This is a genomic window from Pelodictyon clathratiforme (genome assembly GCF_982375515.1).
The window spans coordinates 460,595-474,748 of record NZ_OZ455102.1 but is presented as its reverse complement, the minus strand read 5'-3'; the positions used below and the strand labels follow the sequence as shown (position 1 = coordinate 474,748).

Genomic DNA, 14,154 nt, shown 5'->3' with positions numbered 1-14,154 from the left:
AAGAGGGCGGGATGACCCCGCCCTTACGTAAATGGAGATGTGATTATGCATATGGCGGATGCGCTTCTTTCGCCGGTTGTCGGGGGGGGATTCTGGATTGTGAGCGGAGCGCTGATCGGTTATTCGGCGAAAAAAATCACCGAAGAGCGTGATAACAGTAAAACAGCGCTCATGGGTGTGCTCGGCGCTTTTGTTTTTGCTGCGCAGATGATCAATTTCACGCTTCCTGGCACTGGTTCCAGCGGTCACCTGGGCGGCGGGCTTCTCCTTGCTGTCCTGCTCGGCCCATACCGGGCATTTATCACCCTTGCCTCGGTACTCATTATCCAGTGCCTTTTTTTTGCTGACGGGGGGCTGCTTGCGCTTGGCTGCAATGTGTTCAACCTTGCCTTTTTTCCCTCATTTATTGCTTTTCCTTTTCTGTATCGGGTTATTGCCGGAAATGCTCCAACTCCGGGGAAACTTGCTGTCGGCAGCTTGACGGCTGCAACTGCGGCTCTCCTGATGGGTGCATTGTCGGTTGTTCTGGAGACACTCTTTTCTGGTATAACCGAGTTACCCTTCGGCACCTTTGTTCTTTTCATGCTGCCAGTCCATCTTGCCATCGGGGTTGTTGAGGGTCTGGTTACCTGGGGCGTGCTTGCTTTTGTTGCCCGAACAGAACCGGGACTGCTTGTTCCGGCAAAAGCGGCTGTTCATCCCCGTTTTACCTTTGCACTCTTTGCCATTCTGGCTCTTTTCGTCGGAGGGGTGGGGTCGTGGTTTGCCTCTTCGCAACCTGACGGCCTGGAGTGGTCGATTGCGAAGGTATCGGGCTCCAAAGAGTTCAGCCCGGCAGGCGGAGCTGTGCATGAGGCGCTTGAAGCTTTTCAGCAGAAGGTTGCCTTTCTTCCCGATTATGGCTTCAAATCTGCCCCGGAATTCCTTGCAAACCCGGAGTCACCGGTCGATGCGGGTAGCAGTTTGTCGGGTATTGTGGGCAGCCTTTCGGTTCTTGCTGCTGCCGGAACCGTCGGTCTTTTGCTGGGCAGAAAACAGAAGGGAGAAAAACAGCGGTGATGTACGCCCGCTTACCATCTGCAGCCTCTCTTCCTGAAGGGCGTGGAGCGCCACCCCGGCCACTCCCCTTCCTTGGAAGTGACCGATCGGCTCTTCTGGTAACGGTTCTCTTTCTCTTCTCTCTGCTTTCGATTCCGAAATTCAACATGGCGGAAGTGCTTGCTTTCGGAGCCTTTCCGCTGTTTCTGATGAGCGCGGCACAGGCAGATGTAAAACTGATTGTGAAACGATTGTTGCTGATCTCTCCTTTTGTGCTCTTCATGGCTGCCGGGAACTTGTTGCTCGACCGGAACCCTGTTTTGCTGATTTCGGGATTACGTATCAGTGGAGGGATGATTTCCGGGACGGTTATTGTTGCAAAAACCATCATCTCTGTGGCTGCCCTGCTTTCGGTTACCCAGAGCATTCCGTTTTACCGAATCTGCCGCGCCCTTGAGGCGCTTCATCTTCCTGATGTACTGGTAACGCAGTTGCTGTTGCTCGACCGCTACCGCTCTGTTTTGCAGGAGGAGGCTCAATCGATTCAAAAGGCAAGGGATATCCGCTCGTTCGGCAGAAAGGGAAAAGGGCTCTTCCGTACTGCTCCGCTCATTGGCTCCTTGCTGTTAAGGACGATAACCCGTGCAGAAAGGATCTACCGCAGCATGAGCGCCAGGGGGTTTCAGGGACGACTGGTAAACCGCCCTGCTGAAAAGATAAGCCGCAGTGACTGGAGAACGATCGGACTCTGGGCTCTGCTTTTCCTTGCTCTTCGCCTGATCTTTTAATTCCCCCCCGAATGATCGCTATTGAAGGACTCTGCTTTTCCTGGCCTGACGGCACAAAGGCCATCGACCATATCAGCCTTGCTGTCGGCGAAGGTGATTCCGTGGGTATTGTGGGGGCAAATGGCGCTGGAAAATCGACGCTGGTCAACCACCTGAATGGCTACTTTCTGCCCCAGAAGGGCTCCATTTCGATTGGCGGCGTAGACCTGAACAAAAAGAATCTTGACCGAATCCACAGGATGGTTGGTCTGCTCTTTCAAAATCCGGATGACCAGCTTTTTACGGCACGGCTTTATGATGATGTTGCGTTCGGGCCGGAGAATCTGGGGATGGATGCGGCCGAGGTCGCAATGGTGGTTGAAGCGAGGCTCCGTGAGCTGAACCTCTGGGAGCTGCGCAACAGAGCGCCTTCACAGCTTTCGCAGGGTCAAAAGCGCTTTGCCTCCTTTGCTGCGGTTCTGGTCATGAAACCGGAGGTGATGGTGATGGATGAACCCACTGCCGATCTTGACCCGAAAAACCGCAGAAAACTGATCAACCTGGTTAACGGGCTTGGCATAACAAGAATAACGGTATCACACGACCTTGATTTTATCCAGGATACCTGCCAGCGAGTCTGCATCATGAAGCAGGGGCGCATTACGGCTGACGGGCCGACAGAAGAGATTCTCGGGAACAGGGAGCTGCTTGAGGCCAACGATCTGGAACTGCCGCTCCGCCTTCAGCGATAGCCCCCCTACCCTTCCAGTCTTGATGTCAGCTCTTCGACCATCTTTTTGTCGGCAAGCTTGACGGTAATTTCAGCAATGGCGCGGGTGGTATTGACGTGGAAAACAACAACGTCAAAGAGATCGGTCATACGCACGATTGCTGTTAAATCGCTGATATATTTGCTGATGCCGAGAAAGCTCAGGGGAAGAAGGCATTTGACGTGGTAGGGATTGCTGAGAAATATCCCGTAGGGCTGGATTTTCAGCACGCTGCCGGTAAAGGTCACGCCAATGTCGGGGAGGGGAAGCGAAAATTCCTGATCGTTACCCGACGCTGAGCCATCGGTGCGCATACCCTCTCCCGACCGGAGCTGTTCAATACGCTCCTTGAGGAGTGCAAGGTCATGATAGGCTATGCCGGGTTCGGCGAGCAGCTCTCTGGCGCTCAGCCCCTGGGTGGAGTAGACCAGAACCTCTTTTCCCTTCTCTTTCAGGGCCCTCAGCAGGGGTATAAAATCACTGTCGCCACTGAACAGAATAAAGGTGTCGTACTGATCGGCTCGGCTCAGAGCGTCTACAACAAGTTCTACATCGAGATTGCCTTTCATGACGATGACTCCGGTCTCCTTGTTGACGATCTTTTTGACCGGTTTTGAGGTGATATGGTAGCCGTGGGCCATCAGCACTCTGGTAAATGCGGCATTTTCTTCGGAGACGGGTTCTGATGCCGGGACGTAATAATTTGCCTCTACGGTGGCGTAACCGGAGATAAAAAAGGCCATCAGACGGGAAAAATCTATCTGCCATCCCAGATGGCGCTGTGTATAAAAAAGGTTGGCTCCATCAATAAAAACAGCCGCTCTGCCCATAATAATCTCTCTTTTCTTCATCTTTTGTCAGGTATTGACTGAAACGTCAGTCGAACAATAAACACGCGTGAGGCCTTAACCATTCAGTCGTGCAGGTTCATCTCAAACCCCGGAGCTGCCGTGCGGCCTCGATGACTCTTGCTGTCAGCCAGGCGGTAAAGGCGGGGGTGCTGTTAATGCAGGGAATTGATGTTACATTTTTTACCGATGCCGTCGCGGCAAGCTCCGCTGCACGGTGGATGGTTTCGTTGCCGTCAGCAAAATAACCGCCGGCGAAAAGGTCAACGCTTCCGGCTCCGTTTTGCCGAAGCTTCGCGCAGCTCTCTTCAAAGGAGGGTTTTGTCCACTCTCCGCCAACATTATGGTTGAGGTAGACCGTCTCAATCCGGCTATATGGATTTCGGGGATCCTCTTCAATGAGTTGCTGGAGGCGCCGGGCGAAATGGCGTGTTTCATCAAGACCGGTACGAAACTGTGGGGTATTTCCTTTGGTATCGGCAACCAGCGTACCATGAAAAAGCAGAAGGAGGGTTTGCGCTTCGCTACCGGGAGCCTGGCGCAGGGAACGTTGCTCAAACAGGTGATCGCAATAAATGGAGTAGAGCTGCTCATCGTTCCAGAAGCGACTGAGAACCTTGACCTTCCCGAGCTCCTCAGCTTTGCGGGAGTTGGCCAGACAGGAGCAGATCAGACCACAGGAGAGGCTGCTGTCGATGGGCGCCATGGAGACGATAACCTGAGCGTCACTGGAGCGTGTCTGTTCCATGACATGCTCCACATAAGGGGGCGAAGCCGAAAAAGCGGCATGGACCTCGAAGTCGAAGAGCGCTGCTGCGGGAGAGTGATTGAGCTGGCGCTGCAGGGCGGCTGCCTGGTCGCGGGTGATGCTGTTTTGTGGCGATGCTTGCGTATCGGCTGTTGCCCGCAGCTTTTTTTTGAGTGATGAGGTAAGCGCTATCGCTCTCTGTAGCGGCTTTGGAATGGGCATAACAAGGGCCGCGTGCGCAAGCGTATGAGAGGCAACCCGGTAGTTTTCGATGAATCGGGTTGTTTCAGCCTCACCATGCGCCGCAAGAATAACGGCGATTTTCTCTCGTTGTCTCATCTGCTCTCCATGATGAGGTCAGTTTTTCCTGGGGGAAATGGTGTTGACCTCCATGCCTTCACGTAAATTTTTTGCGGGTGCAAGTGCAATCTTGTCGCCTTTTTTGAGCCCCTGCAAGATTTCAACAAAGGTCAAGTCGCTTGCTCCTGTCCGAACTGGCTGTTTTTTGAGTTTGCCGTTTGCAATTTTCCAGACAGTGCTCTGTGCGTTTTCTTCAAAGAGCGAGCTTTTTCTGACCAGAAGGGCATTCGGCCTGATATTGTAGATGATGTTTGCTGTTGCGGTCATACCTGCCTGAATGTCGGTGGCTGGATGGTCGAGCTTCAGATAGATCCTTGAGGTCTTTGTGACCCGGTCTGTTTGCTGTACAATACGGGAGACGGTGGCCTTGAAGCGCTTGTCGGGCCAGGCATCAAAGGCAACGGTCGTCGCCTGACCGAAGCGTATACGGGGAATATCGAGTTCGTCAACCTCGACGGTAACCACATAGGCCGATGGGTCAACAACCCGGGCGACAAGGCTGTTGGCTGCGACATAATCGCCCTCTTTGACGCTCTGGAGGGTGAGAATACCGGCAAAAGGGGCGCTGACTGTCAGTTTTTTCAGGTCATCTTCACGCATCTGCAACTGAAGGGCTTTCTGCCGGAGCAGCTCTTCGCCCTGGATGCTCATTTTTTCGGCCTCATCCAGCTCCTGACGCGATATTGCGCCTTCACGGAAGAGGTTCTCCTTTCTGGTTCGCCGCAGCTTGTTGTCGTGGGTCTGAGCCTGCTGTTCGGCCAGGGCAGCCTTTGCTTCACGAACGGCGAACTCTGGCTGGGGGCTGCTGAATTGAAGAATTTTCTGACCAGCGGTTACATGCTCCCCTTCGAGTGCACCGACAGAGCGTACCGTGCCCGATGTTTCAGCGCTGAGGTTGGCTACTGCTTCGGCCTCAACAAAGCCGGTTGCATAGATTGCCTGAACCAGCTCTGCATTGGTCACCTGATCGACCTCAATATCGACGGTGTTGCCCCTCGTCATCAGAAAAATGACCGTGGCAAGAAAAAGGAGAGCAAGAGCTATGGTATATTTGGGAAGAAATTTCTGTAGGGATTGCATGTGCCTGGTTTAATATGAATTCAGCTTTGGGAAGTTACCTGTTTTGATCTTTTTATCCATTCCGATCTTGGTTTTTCCATAATTTTATCAATCTTTAAAAACTGTTTCTTTTTGAAGGCCCTCCCAGGGGGGAGGAGCGCTTGTATAAAAACCACTTAATCTACACCATCAATGGGCGATAATCAAGATATGGGGAAAAGCTTTCTTGAAACGGTTAAATTTGATGACCGGGGGCTGGTGCCGGCGATTGTACAGGATCAGGAGACGGGCAAGGTGCTGATGATGGCCTGGATGAATCTTGAAAGCCTCCAGATGACTCTGGACAAGAAGAGAGCCTGTTACTGGAGCCGAAGCCGCAACAAGCTTTGGCTGAAGGGGGAATCGTCGGGCAACATGCAGGTGGTTCATGATATCCTGATCGACTGTGATGGCGATACCCTGCTCCTGAAAGTTTCACAGACTGGCGGCGCCTGCCATGTTGGCTATCACTCCTGTTTTTACCGTAAAGCCACAGAGGCGCTCTCCATGGAGATCTGTGACACGCTGATGTTTAACCCGGAAGATGTTTATGGCAAAAAAAGCTGAAGTTTCGGCGCGTCAGGCCAGGGAGAGTGCGCAATCTCTGAATCAGACGAAATCGAGGGCCTCTATCAAAAGAATGTTTGATGAGGTTGCTCCGACCTATGATTTTTTGAATCATCTGCTCAGTCTTGGAATAGATAACTATTGGCGGGCAATGGCTACGAAGAGGGCGAAGGAGGTACTCGGAACAAATCGCGCTCCACGGATTCTTGATGTGGCTACCGGCACGGGTGACCTGGCGAACTCCATGTCGAAAATAGAGGGCGCAAAGGTCTCTGCTCTTGACCTTTCGCCTGAAATGCTGGTTCTTGCAAGGAAAAAATATCCCCAGATCAGCTTTATTGAGGGCTATGCGGAGAAGCTTCCTTTCGACAATGCGAGCTTTGATGTGGTCAGCGCCGGATTTGGTGTGAGAAATTTTGAAAACCTGAATGAGGGGATGCGGGAGTTTTATCGTGTCCTGAAGCCGGGCGGCCATGCGCTCATTATTGAGCCGATGATACCGCGTAATGCGCTTATGAAAAAGCTTTACCTGGTCTATTTCAAAAAAGTACTGCCGAAAATTGCGGGATTGTTCAGCAAGTCCACCTTTGCCTACGACTATCTGCCCCACTCGGTTGAAAAGTTTCCGCAGGCTGAGGCGTTCACCGCCATCCTGAAAAAAAGCGGTTTCAAACAGGCCAATTTTTTCCCGATGACCTTTGAAACCTCCATTCTCTATGTCGCGAAAAAATAGGTGGCCGGGGTTGGAGTGAGGGTTTCTGGTGTTGTAAAAATTACTGTTGCCAGTGCCCGCGATAGAGTTGCAGGCGTTTGAGGAGCGGTATGGAGAGCGCATAGGTGCAGATACCGCCAATATCGGTCAGCAGGTCTGCGGCGGAGGCTGATCGGTAGGGCAGCCAGGACTGGACAACCTCGATGGCCAGCCCGTAGAGGATGAGCAGAATAATTTTGACGGCGCCAAACCGGCTGCGCGGAAAGGCAAAATCCACCAGAAAGGCAAGCGTTCCAAAGGCGAGAAAATGAAGTACCTTGTCGCCATTCGTGAAGGGTGGCGGCTCTATGCCGTTCAGGATGGTGGCCTGCCAACTGATAACTGCGATGGTAACAAGGAGTATCAGACGGACGGCGATCATCACCCTTTGCTCTTTCTGGTTCACCGGCGCATCTCTGATTAGAGGTTTCTGGTTGATTGTTGTCTCCGTTTACAGCATGGCTTCAAATTCATCTTCCGACACAACCCTGACTCCGAGCTTGTTGGCTTTCTGCAGCTTGCTGCCGGGGTCTTGGCCAGCAACAACCATGCCGGTCTTTTTGCTGACGGAGCCGACTACCCTGCCGCCGCGTTCAAGCACCAGTTCCGAGGCTTTCTGGCGGTCGTAGCGTTCAAGGCTGCCGGTAAAGAGTACTGTGACTCCCTCGAAATTGCGGTTGACCTGCTCTTTGGGCTCCGATGCACTGAGTTGCAGCGCTGCCGTGCGGAGTTTTTCAAGGAGGTGTGGCCATGATGGTTTTGCAAAGTAGTCGATGATGCTGCGGGCGACAACCGGGCCGATATCGGGGATGGTGGCAAGCTGCTCCTCGCTGGCCTCCCGGAGAAGATCGATGGAGGGGCAGGCTTGCGAGAGTTCACGGGCGGTGGCGCGTCCGACGTGACGGATACCGAGAGCGTAGAGGAGTCGTTCATAGCTTTTTTCCCGACTTTTCTCCAAAGCGCGCAGGATGTTTTGTGCCGATTTTGGCCCCATGCGTTCAAGCTTTTCGAGCTGTGGTTCCTGAAGAAAGTAGAGGTCGCCGGGATCTTTGACAAGCCCTTTGGCTACAAGCTGCTCGACGAGGGCGTCGCCGAGGGTCTGGATATCCATGGCATTGCGCGATGCAAAGTGCAGCAGCCGCCCTTTTATTTGGGCCGGGCACTCCTCTTCGTTCGGGCAGGAGTAACTGACTTCGTTCTCCGGTCGGACGAGCGGGGCGCCGCATGAGGGGCAATGGGTAGGCGGCAGAATGGGCATGGCATCGGCGGGGCGCTCTTCGAAGAGGGTGCGCACCACTTTGGGAATGACCTCGCCTGATTTTTCGATGATGACCCGGTCGCGGAGCATGAGCCCAAGGCGCTCGATTTCGTCGAAGTTATGGAGGGTGGAGCGGGAGACGGTTGAACCGGCAAGCAGGACGGGCTCAAGTTCGGCAACAGGGGTGATGGTGCCGAGCCGTCCTACCTGGAAGAGCACGTTTTGGAGCACCGATCTGGCCTGTTGTGCCGGATATTTGTAGGCTATGGCCCAGCGTGGGCTTTTTGCGGTTGCGCCAAGTTTTTCGCGGAAAGGGACATCGTTGAGTTTGAGCACCACTCCGTCGGTCTCGTAGGGGAGCTGCCAGCGCTTTTCTGCCCATTCGGCAATATAGGTGTTGATCTCCTCGAGGGTATTGCAGAGCCGGTAGTGGTCGCCGGTAAAGAAGCCGAGACGGGCGAGCAGTTCGAGACGATGGATGTGGGGTGTGGATTCATCCTTGAGCCCTTTCAGGTAGTAGGCAACAAAACTCATGCTGCGACGGGCCACTTCACCGGAATCCTGCAGTTTGAGTGAGCCTGCCGTGGCATTGCGGGGGTTGGCAAATCGATCTTCATCGGGACGGCTCTCGTTGAGACGTTCAAAATCCTCCTTGCGCATGAAGACTTCGCCGCGCACCTCGATCGCTCTCTCCTCCCCCTGAAGAGCTGCGACAAGAGTCTCCTCCAGTCGGAGGGGAATGGTGGCAACGGTCTTCAGATTAGCCGTGATATCATCACCCTGCCGACCGTCACCCCGTGTTGCGCCGCGTACGAGAATGCCGTCTTGGTAGATGAGGCTGATGGCAACACCGTCAAATTTCAGCTCGGCAACCATCTCCTGCTCCACAACCCCTTCGAGGGCGAGGAGTTTTCGGACGCGGTTGTAAAACTCCTCCACCTCGGTGATGGAGTAGCTGTTTGAGAGGCTGAGCATCGGCTCACGATGCTGCACTGCAGGAAATTCCCTGGTAATGGCTCCTCCCACCCGCTGCGAGGGGCTGTCGGGGGTAAGCAGTTGCGGGAATTGCCGCTCAAGGGTGATGAGTTGATCGAGAAGCTGGTCAAATTCAAAATCGGAGAGCTCCGGCTTTGCCTCAACATAGTAGAGATGGGTGTGCCGCTCGATCTCCCGGCGAAGCTGTGCAATCGCCTCTGCGGCACGAATGATATCGGTCATCGATGAAAAAAAGGTTATCTGAGTGCTGAAAATGCCCATCCGGCAAGATTTTTGAAAAAGGAGAGGGAGCCCTGAATGCCAAGTTTCTCCCAGGTTGCTGCCAGTACTTTCGGGTAGCGCCAGGCGAGCCGGAGCATCACCACTGCAAGTTCTTCAATCTTCATTTCGTCGCGGAACATGGCTTGACGATAGCGCTGGGGCAGGTCGTCGAGCACAATCATCACCTCGTTCATCAGGTCGTTGACAAAGTTGGGTTCATCGGTGGCCTTGTTGAAGCACATGTATTTCATGAGGTTGGCCATCGAGGCGACGTTTGGTTCATAGGCGCTGATTTTTTCGAGGTGCTTTTTGGCGAGGTTGTTTTCCGTGAGCGCCCGGTCAAGATCGGCTGTGAGGTGGTGGAGGTTGCGAACCATTGATCCAAAGCCGCAGAAGGTGAGCGGAGAGCCGAGTGATGCGGCGTCGCCGAAGAGAATGATGTGGCTATCGGCAATCTCACGGCTCCGGTTAAACCCGTCATGACAGTAGGCTGGAATGATGCCGTAGACGGGACGATGGATCTGAAAATCCTTGCCGGGCTTTTTGTAGTCCGGAAGCGTGATGAAGTAGCTCTCGAAGAGGCTGAGCAGGGATTTGTCGTTCGGGGAGTCGGCCTCGTCATAGAAGAAGAGGTAGGTGATATAGTTTCTCCCTTCAGCAGGAAAGCCTTCCCAGATCAATTGCCGCCCTTTTTCAGCCGATGTATCGGCAGGCCCGATGCTCGCAAGAATTTCACCGATATCGAACACTGCATTTTCAAAACCGCTCGCTATGGTGCCTACCGTCGGGCAGACGTGGGTCTGGGGAATGCCTTCGTTGAGCTGCATGGCAATGGGCGAGAGGATGCCCATCACATCGACCAGTACCTTGCTCTTGTAGAAGAAGGGGTTGCCCTGGCGATCTTCTACCTGCACAATGATGTGGTCGTCAAATTGATAACAACGGACAAAGCTGGTTTCGGCAAGAAGGGCGTTGCCCGGTGCGCCGAGGATTCTCTCTTTTGCCAGATTGAGTAACCGGTCGGCATCAACGGCGCAATCGAGCACGTTTTCCATAACAAGCCGCTTCTGCTTGCCATCAGGCTGGTAAAACTCGACCCAGCCGTTTTTGTAGCGGCGGCCAATGGTCGAGTCAACTTCTCGTTCGGTAAAGAGCCCGATGGCGGAGAGATTCATCAGCTCGTTCCTTGAAATATTCCAGTCTCTGGTCGATTTTGCCGGTGTCTGGCGGTCAAAAATCAACACTTTACGTCCATACTTCCCCGCCATCACGGCTGCATGGAGCAGACTGAGGGTTCCTCCTGCATAAATCAGATCATATTCGCCGCTGATAAGGGCATCTTTTGGCAGGGTATCGCCCGGCATGATCACTTGCCGGAGAGGTTGCTTTAACCGCTCCCAGTAACGGTCGAGTTCCATGATACGCTGCAGATGCTGCTCTGCATCCGGGAGCAGTGAAAATGCCTGGAAGAGATGGGGGTGGGTCAGCCTGATGTTATCGAGTAGCAAGGTCATGGATTGGTATGGATAAAGATAGGTTCGTGCCGATCGTTTAATTTAGCTGCCGGAGAGTGGTTCTGCCATCGTTCGAAGTGGCCGGTCACTCTCGATCTGTCCGTCTACCAGATGAATTCGTCGTCCCGCACGGTTTGCAAACTCTTCATCGTGGGTAACGACGATAACGGTCTGGTTCAGCTCACGGTTCAGACGGTCAAAGAGTTGATAGACATTGTTGGCCGAGCGGGAGTCAAGATTTCCGGTCGGTTCATCGCCAAGCAGCACTTTGGGTTCGTTGGCCAGCGCCCGTGCAATGGCAACCCGCTGCTGCTGGCCACCGGAGAGCTGGCTTGGCTTGTTGGTATATTTGTTCTGCATGTCAACCATGTCGAGCAGTTTCATGGCCCGCTCCCTGATCTCTTTTTTGGTGCGACGACCATTGATCATCATCGGCATACTGACATTTTCAACGGCATTGAACTCGGGAAGCAAAAAGTGAAACTGATAGATAAAGCCAATTTTTTCATTTCTGATATGGTTCATCTCGGTTTCATTTTTTTCGGTAATTGCCTCCCCGTCGAGCCATACCGTGCCGGAGGTTGGCTTGTCGAGCCCTCCCATGATATAGAGAAGGGTGGATTTGCCCGAACCCGACGGTCCTGTTATAGCGACAAACTCCCCTGCCATGATTTCCAGCGAAAGGTTTGGAATGATAGTCTGGCGAATAGCCTTGGAGAGGCCAAGCTCTTTGCGGATTTTTTCAAGCCTGAGAATCGTTTCAGCCATCGGTTGCCACCTTCGTTGTTCTGGATTTCGCCGGGTAAGTGCCTTGAGTAAAAAAAGATCCCTGAAAAGTGGCACTGTGGGATATTATAACAAAAAAGGCAGAAAGAGGGATAGCTATTTTTTTGATGCGATCAGGAGTTCGATTATTGTATATGCGTGAAAAGAGCTTTATATTGCGGTATAACCAGGTGAGTAAAAAAGAGCCCCCGCTTCCGAGCTTCGTGAATGTTGCCTTTTCGAAACATAATCTCATAAACCTCAAGAAATAAATAGAATATGAACGCTTTCCGCTCTATTCTCCCGTTTCTCGTTGCGACATGTTTTTCTTCTGCCGCTCTGGCTGCCAATGTCGTCAAGATTGCCATCACAGGTCCTTTTTCAGGCGGATCAGCCCCGATGGGCGCCTCTATGAGGGATGGCGCCAAGCTGGCTTTTTCCCAGATCAATCAGAAAGGCGGTATCAATGTCGGCGGAACCATGATGCGCGTGGAGCTGATTGAACGCGACGATGAGGGGAAAAATGATCGTGGCGCCCTGATTGCCCAGGAGATTTCGTCGATGAGCGATGTCTCGGCCGTCATCGGGACGGTCAACACCGGTATTGCTGTGATGGGTGACAAGTATTACGTTGAGAAGGGAATCGTCAAAATCATTACTCCTGCCGCCGGAAGCGCCTCAATGACGCAATGGAGCAGTGCGGGTAACAGGGAGCTGCCTATTTTCCGCTTTGCCGCACATGATGGCATTCAGTCACAGATGGTTGTAGAGCAGGCTGTAAAGATGGGGTGCCGGAAGGTTGCAATTTTGCACGATGCAACAAACTACGGGGTTTCGGGACGTGATGACCTTATCCGCCAGGTCAACAGGCAGGGTGGCAGGCTGAAAGTGGTGGCTATCGAGAAGTTCGGCATCGGTGACAAGGATATGACCGGGCAGCTCATCAAGGCGAAGGCCGCCGGTGCACAGGCAATCCTTATCTGGGGTATCGGGCCTGAGCTTGCCGCCGTTGCCTCAGGGAAGCAGAAACTGGGTTTCAGGGTTCCTCTGATTGGGGGATGGCCACTCTCCATGAGCAATTTTATTGATACGGCCGGGGCTGCTGGCAATGGCGCTTTGATGCCACAGACCTTTATTGAGGATGAGTCGATAGCAAGGGCGAAACCTTTTATACAGGCTTACCGCAGGGCTTATGGCGTCGCAAGGATTCCTTCTCCGGTTTCGGCTGCACAGGGTTATGACGCGGCCCTGCTGCTTGCTGAGGCTATTCATGAGGCGGGTTCTACGAAGCCGTCGAGCATCAAGAGTGCATTGGAAAATCTCAAGGTGACCGTCAGGGGGAGCATCGCTGACTGGAAAAAGCCATGGTCGAAGTGGAATCCGGCAAATGTGGAGACACATGAGGCCTTCCGCCGCTCGAACACGGTCATGGGCAAGGTGCAGAACAGCAGGGTTGTGCTGGCTAATCCGGCTGACCGGAGTGTGCTGGAGGGAAAGAGGTAATGAGCTACGCTGACCTGCGACTATGAATGGGGATCTTCTGGCTCTGGCTCAAATGGCTGTCGGCGGCGGGCTGATGGGCATGGCCTATGCATTGGTGGCGTATGGGTTTCAGCTCACTCATGCGGCGGGCAAGGCGGTTAACTTTGGACAGGGTGAACTGGTGATGCTTGGCGCTTTTGTTGGCCTGACTCTCTCTGATTCCGCTCTTCCCTACTGGGCTTCCGTAGCAGGCGCTATGGTGGCGGGCGCTGCTCTCGGGTGGTTTGTTGAGCGTTCTGCGGTGCGGCTGGCCCTGCAGCAGCAGAATGAGGGGTGGATTCTGCTGACCATCATTGTGGGGCTGTTTGGTGTTTCCGCTGCGGAGAATATCTGGGGACGTGATGACAGAGCCTTTCCGGCACCCTGGCCTGACGGGGTGCTGGAGTTTTTCGGGATATCGGTTACCTGGCCTGAGCTGGCCATCGCCGGTGGCGCTTTGGGCATCATGGCGTTGATAGAGCTTGCGAAGCGGTACACCATGATCGGTATTGCTGTGCAGGCTGTCAGCGCTGATCAGGATGCTGCCGAGCTTTGCGGCATTCGCTCGCAATCGGCGATCTCCCTTTCATGGGCGCTCTCCGGAATGGCGGCGGCATTTGCCGGAACCATCATTGCTCCTGTAACGACCGTCGGGCCAACTATGGCGGCGGCGTTAACGCTGAAGGCCTTTTCGGTAGCAGTGGTTGCCGGTCTCAGTAGTGGTTTCGGGCTTCTGCTTACGGGAGTTGTGTTCGGGGCTACGGAAAATATTTCCGGTTTTCTGCTCGGAAGTGGATGGCGCGAGGCTCCTGCTCTTGTGCTGCTGATCCTTGCACTCGCAATTCGTCCCCAGGGTCTCTTTGGTAAAAAAATAATCAGGAAAGTCTGAGGG

Annotated in this window: 14 protein-coding genes; 7 read left to right on the top strand and 7 right to left on the bottom strand. The window is 53.6% G+C overall.

All coding sequences use genetic code 11. The features are described 5' to 3' along the window. Nucleotides 1–45: 45 nt before the first annotated feature. The 3 genes from AC56AD_RS02420 to AC56AD_RS02410 are packed head-to-tail and all read left to right on the top strand — an operon-like array spanning nucleotide 46 to nucleotide 2,557. Nucleotides 46–1,059: an energy-coupling factor ABC transporter permease gene (locus tag AC56AD_RS02420; RefSeq protein ID WP_012507313.1), complete on the top strand. Its 1,014-nt coding sequence runs from the start codon at nucleotides 46–48 to the stop codon at nucleotides 1,057–1,059. After that, entirely contained in the window at nucleotides 1,059–1,826 is a 768-nt protein-coding gene (locus tag AC56AD_RS02415) for an energy-coupling factor transporter transmembrane component T (RefSeq protein WP_012507312.1), read from the top strand. The genes AC56AD_RS02420 and AC56AD_RS02415 overlap by 1 nt, the downstream gene beginning before the upstream one ends. 11 nt (nucleotides 1,827–1,837) lie before the next feature. After that, a complete protein-coding gene (locus tag AC56AD_RS02410; RefSeq protein WP_012507311.1) occupies nucleotides 1,838–2,557 on the top strand; it encodes an energy-coupling factor ABC transporter ATP-binding protein in 720 nt (239 codons plus the stop codon). A gap of 5 nt (nucleotides 2,558–2,562) precedes the next feature. Here AC56AD_RS02410 and AC56AD_RS02405 read toward each other — a convergent pair whose 3' ends face one another. The 3 genes from AC56AD_RS02405 to AC56AD_RS02395 all read right to left on the bottom strand — a co-directional run bounded on the left by AC56AD_RS02405 (nucleotide 2,563) and on the right by AC56AD_RS02395 (nucleotide 5,611). Further along, nucleotides 2,563–3,426, bottom strand: coding sequence for a LabA-like NYN domain-containing protein (locus AC56AD_RS02405; protein ID WP_012507310.1), 864 nt, complete (start codon nucleotides 3,424–3,426; stop codon nucleotides 2,563–2,565). A gap of 76 nt (nucleotides 3,427–3,502) precedes the next feature. Continuing rightward, nucleotides 3,503–4,510: a ferrochelatase gene (locus tag AC56AD_RS02400; protein WP_012507309.1), complete on the bottom strand. Its 1,008-nt coding sequence runs from the start codon at nucleotides 4,508–4,510 to the stop codon at nucleotides 3,503–3,505. A gap of 18 nt (nucleotides 4,511–4,528) precedes the next feature. Continuing rightward, complete coding sequence (locus AC56AD_RS02395; RefSeq protein WP_012507308.1) at nucleotides 4,529–5,611, bottom strand: efflux RND transporter periplasmic adaptor subunit; 1,083 nt, start codon at nucleotides 5,609–5,611, stop codon at nucleotides 4,529–4,531. Nucleotides 5,612–5,782: 171 nt separating this feature from the next. Between AC56AD_RS02395 and hisI the strand changes: the two genes are divergently transcribed. Both hisI and ubiE read left to right on the top strand, forming a co-directional pair. Beyond that, nucleotides 5,783–6,196 carry a phosphoribosyl-AMP cyclohydrolase gene (gene hisI / locus AC56AD_RS02390; RefSeq protein ID WP_012507307.1) on the top strand — a complete coding sequence of 138 codons (414 nt, stop codon included), beginning with the start codon at nucleotides 5,783–5,785 and terminating at the stop codon, nucleotides 6,194–6,196. Further along, on the top strand, nucleotides 6,180–6,929 hold the full coding sequence (ubiE, locus tag AC56AD_RS02385; protein WP_012507306.1) for a bifunctional demethylmenaquinone methyltransferase/2-methoxy-6-polyprenyl-1,4-benzoquinol methylase UbiE: 750 nt from the start codon (nucleotides 6,180–6,182) through the stop codon (nucleotides 6,927–6,929). The genes hisI and ubiE overlap by 17 nt, the downstream gene beginning before the upstream one ends. A 40-nt stretch (nucleotides 6,930–6,969) precedes the next feature. Here ubiE and AC56AD_RS02380 read toward each other — a convergent pair whose 3' ends face one another. From AC56AD_RS02380 to AC56AD_RS02365, 4 genes are read right to left on the bottom strand one after another with little or no spacing between them, the layout of a single operon-like run. Then, nucleotides 6,970–7,353 carry a VanZ family protein gene (locus tag AC56AD_RS02380; RefSeq protein ID WP_481859539.1) on the bottom strand — a complete coding sequence of 128 codons (384 nt, stop codon included), beginning with the start codon at nucleotides 7,351–7,353 and terminating at the stop codon, nucleotides 6,970–6,972. 45 nt (nucleotides 7,354–7,398) lie between these two features. After that, nucleotides 7,399–9,423 carry an NAD-dependent DNA ligase LigA gene (gene ligA / locus AC56AD_RS02375; protein WP_012507304.1) on the bottom strand — a complete coding sequence of 675 codons (2,025 nt, stop codon included), beginning with the start codon at nucleotides 9,421–9,423 and terminating at the stop codon, nucleotides 7,399–7,401. Between the two features lie 14 nt (nucleotides 9,424–9,437). After that, complete coding sequence (locus tag AC56AD_RS02370; RefSeq protein ID WP_012507303.1) at nucleotides 9,438–10,976, bottom strand: hypothetical protein; 1,539 nt, start codon at nucleotides 10,974–10,976, stop codon at nucleotides 9,438–9,440. A gap of 42 nt (nucleotides 10,977–11,018) precedes the next feature. Then, nucleotides 11,019–11,744: an ABC transporter ATP-binding protein gene (locus AC56AD_RS02365; RefSeq protein WP_012507302.1), complete on the bottom strand. Its 726-nt coding sequence runs from the start codon at nucleotides 11,742–11,744 to the stop codon at nucleotides 11,019–11,021. Between the two features lie 276 nt (nucleotides 11,745–12,020). On the opposite strand from AC56AD_RS02365, the gene AC56AD_RS02360 reads away from it, so the two are divergent. Together AC56AD_RS02360 and AC56AD_RS02355 are read left to right on the top strand one after the other, a co-directional pair. Further along, nucleotides 12,021–13,244: an ABC transporter substrate-binding protein gene (locus tag AC56AD_RS02360; RefSeq protein WP_012507301.1), complete on the top strand. Its 1,224-nt coding sequence runs from the start codon at nucleotides 12,021–12,023 to the stop codon at nucleotides 13,242–13,244. A 22-nt stretch (nucleotides 13,245–13,266) separates the two neighbouring features. Further along, nucleotides 13,267–14,151, top strand: a complete 885-nt coding sequence (locus tag AC56AD_RS02355) for a branched-chain amino acid ABC transporter permease (RefSeq protein ID WP_012507300.1) — start codon at nucleotides 13,267–13,269, stop codon at nucleotides 14,149–14,151. Nucleotides 14,152–14,154: the final 3 nt, after the last annotated feature.

Bases quoted from the DNA above. Each gene is read 5' to 3' on its own strand.
- AC56AD_RS02420 (WP_012507313.1), top strand. From the start codon at position 46: ATGCATATGGCGGATGCGCTTCTTTCGCCGGTTGTCGGGGGGGGATTC.
- AC56AD_RS02415 (WP_012507312.1), top strand. From the start codon at position 1,059: ATGTACGCCCGCTTACCATCTGCAGCCTCTCTTCCTGAAGGGCGTGGA.
- AC56AD_RS02410 (WP_012507311.1), top strand. From the start codon at position 1,838: ATGATCGCTATTGAAGGACTCTGCTTTTCCTGGCCTGACGGCACAAAG.
- AC56AD_RS02405 (WP_012507310.1), bottom strand. From the start codon at position 3,426: ATGAAGAAAAGAGAGATTATTATGGGCAGAGCGGCTGTTTTTATTGAT.
- AC56AD_RS02400 (WP_012507309.1), bottom strand. From the start codon at position 4,510: ATGAGACAACGAGAGAAAATCGCCGTTATTCTTGCGGCGCATGGTGAG.
- AC56AD_RS02395 (WP_012507308.1), bottom strand. From the start codon at position 5,611: ATGCAATCCCTACAGAAATTTCTTCCCAAATATACCATAGCTCTTGCT.
- hisI (WP_012507307.1), top strand. From the start codon at position 5,783: ATGGGCGATAATCAAGATATGGGGAAAAGCTTTCTTGAAACGGTTAAA.
- ubiE (WP_012507306.1), top strand. From the start codon at position 6,180: ATGGCAAAAAAAGCTGAAGTTTCGGCGCGTCAGGCCAGGGAGAGTGCG.
- ligA (WP_012507304.1), bottom strand. From the start codon at position 9,423: ATGACCGATATCATTCGTGCCGCAGAGGCGATTGCACAGCTTCGCCGG.
- AC56AD_RS02370 (WP_012507303.1), bottom strand. From the start codon at position 10,976: ATGACCTTGCTACTCGATAACATCAGGCTGACCCACCCCCATCTCTTC.
- AC56AD_RS02365 (WP_012507302.1), bottom strand. From the start codon at position 11,744: ATGGCTGAAACGATTCTCAGGCTTGAAAAAATCCGCAAAGAGCTTGGC.
- AC56AD_RS02360 (WP_012507301.1), top strand. From the start codon at position 12,021: ATGAACGCTTTCCGCTCTATTCTCCCGTTTCTCGTTGCGACATGTTTT.
- AC56AD_RS02355 (WP_012507300.1), top strand. From the start codon at position 13,267: ATGAATGGGGATCTTCTGGCTCTGGCTCAAATGGCTGTCGGCGGCGGG.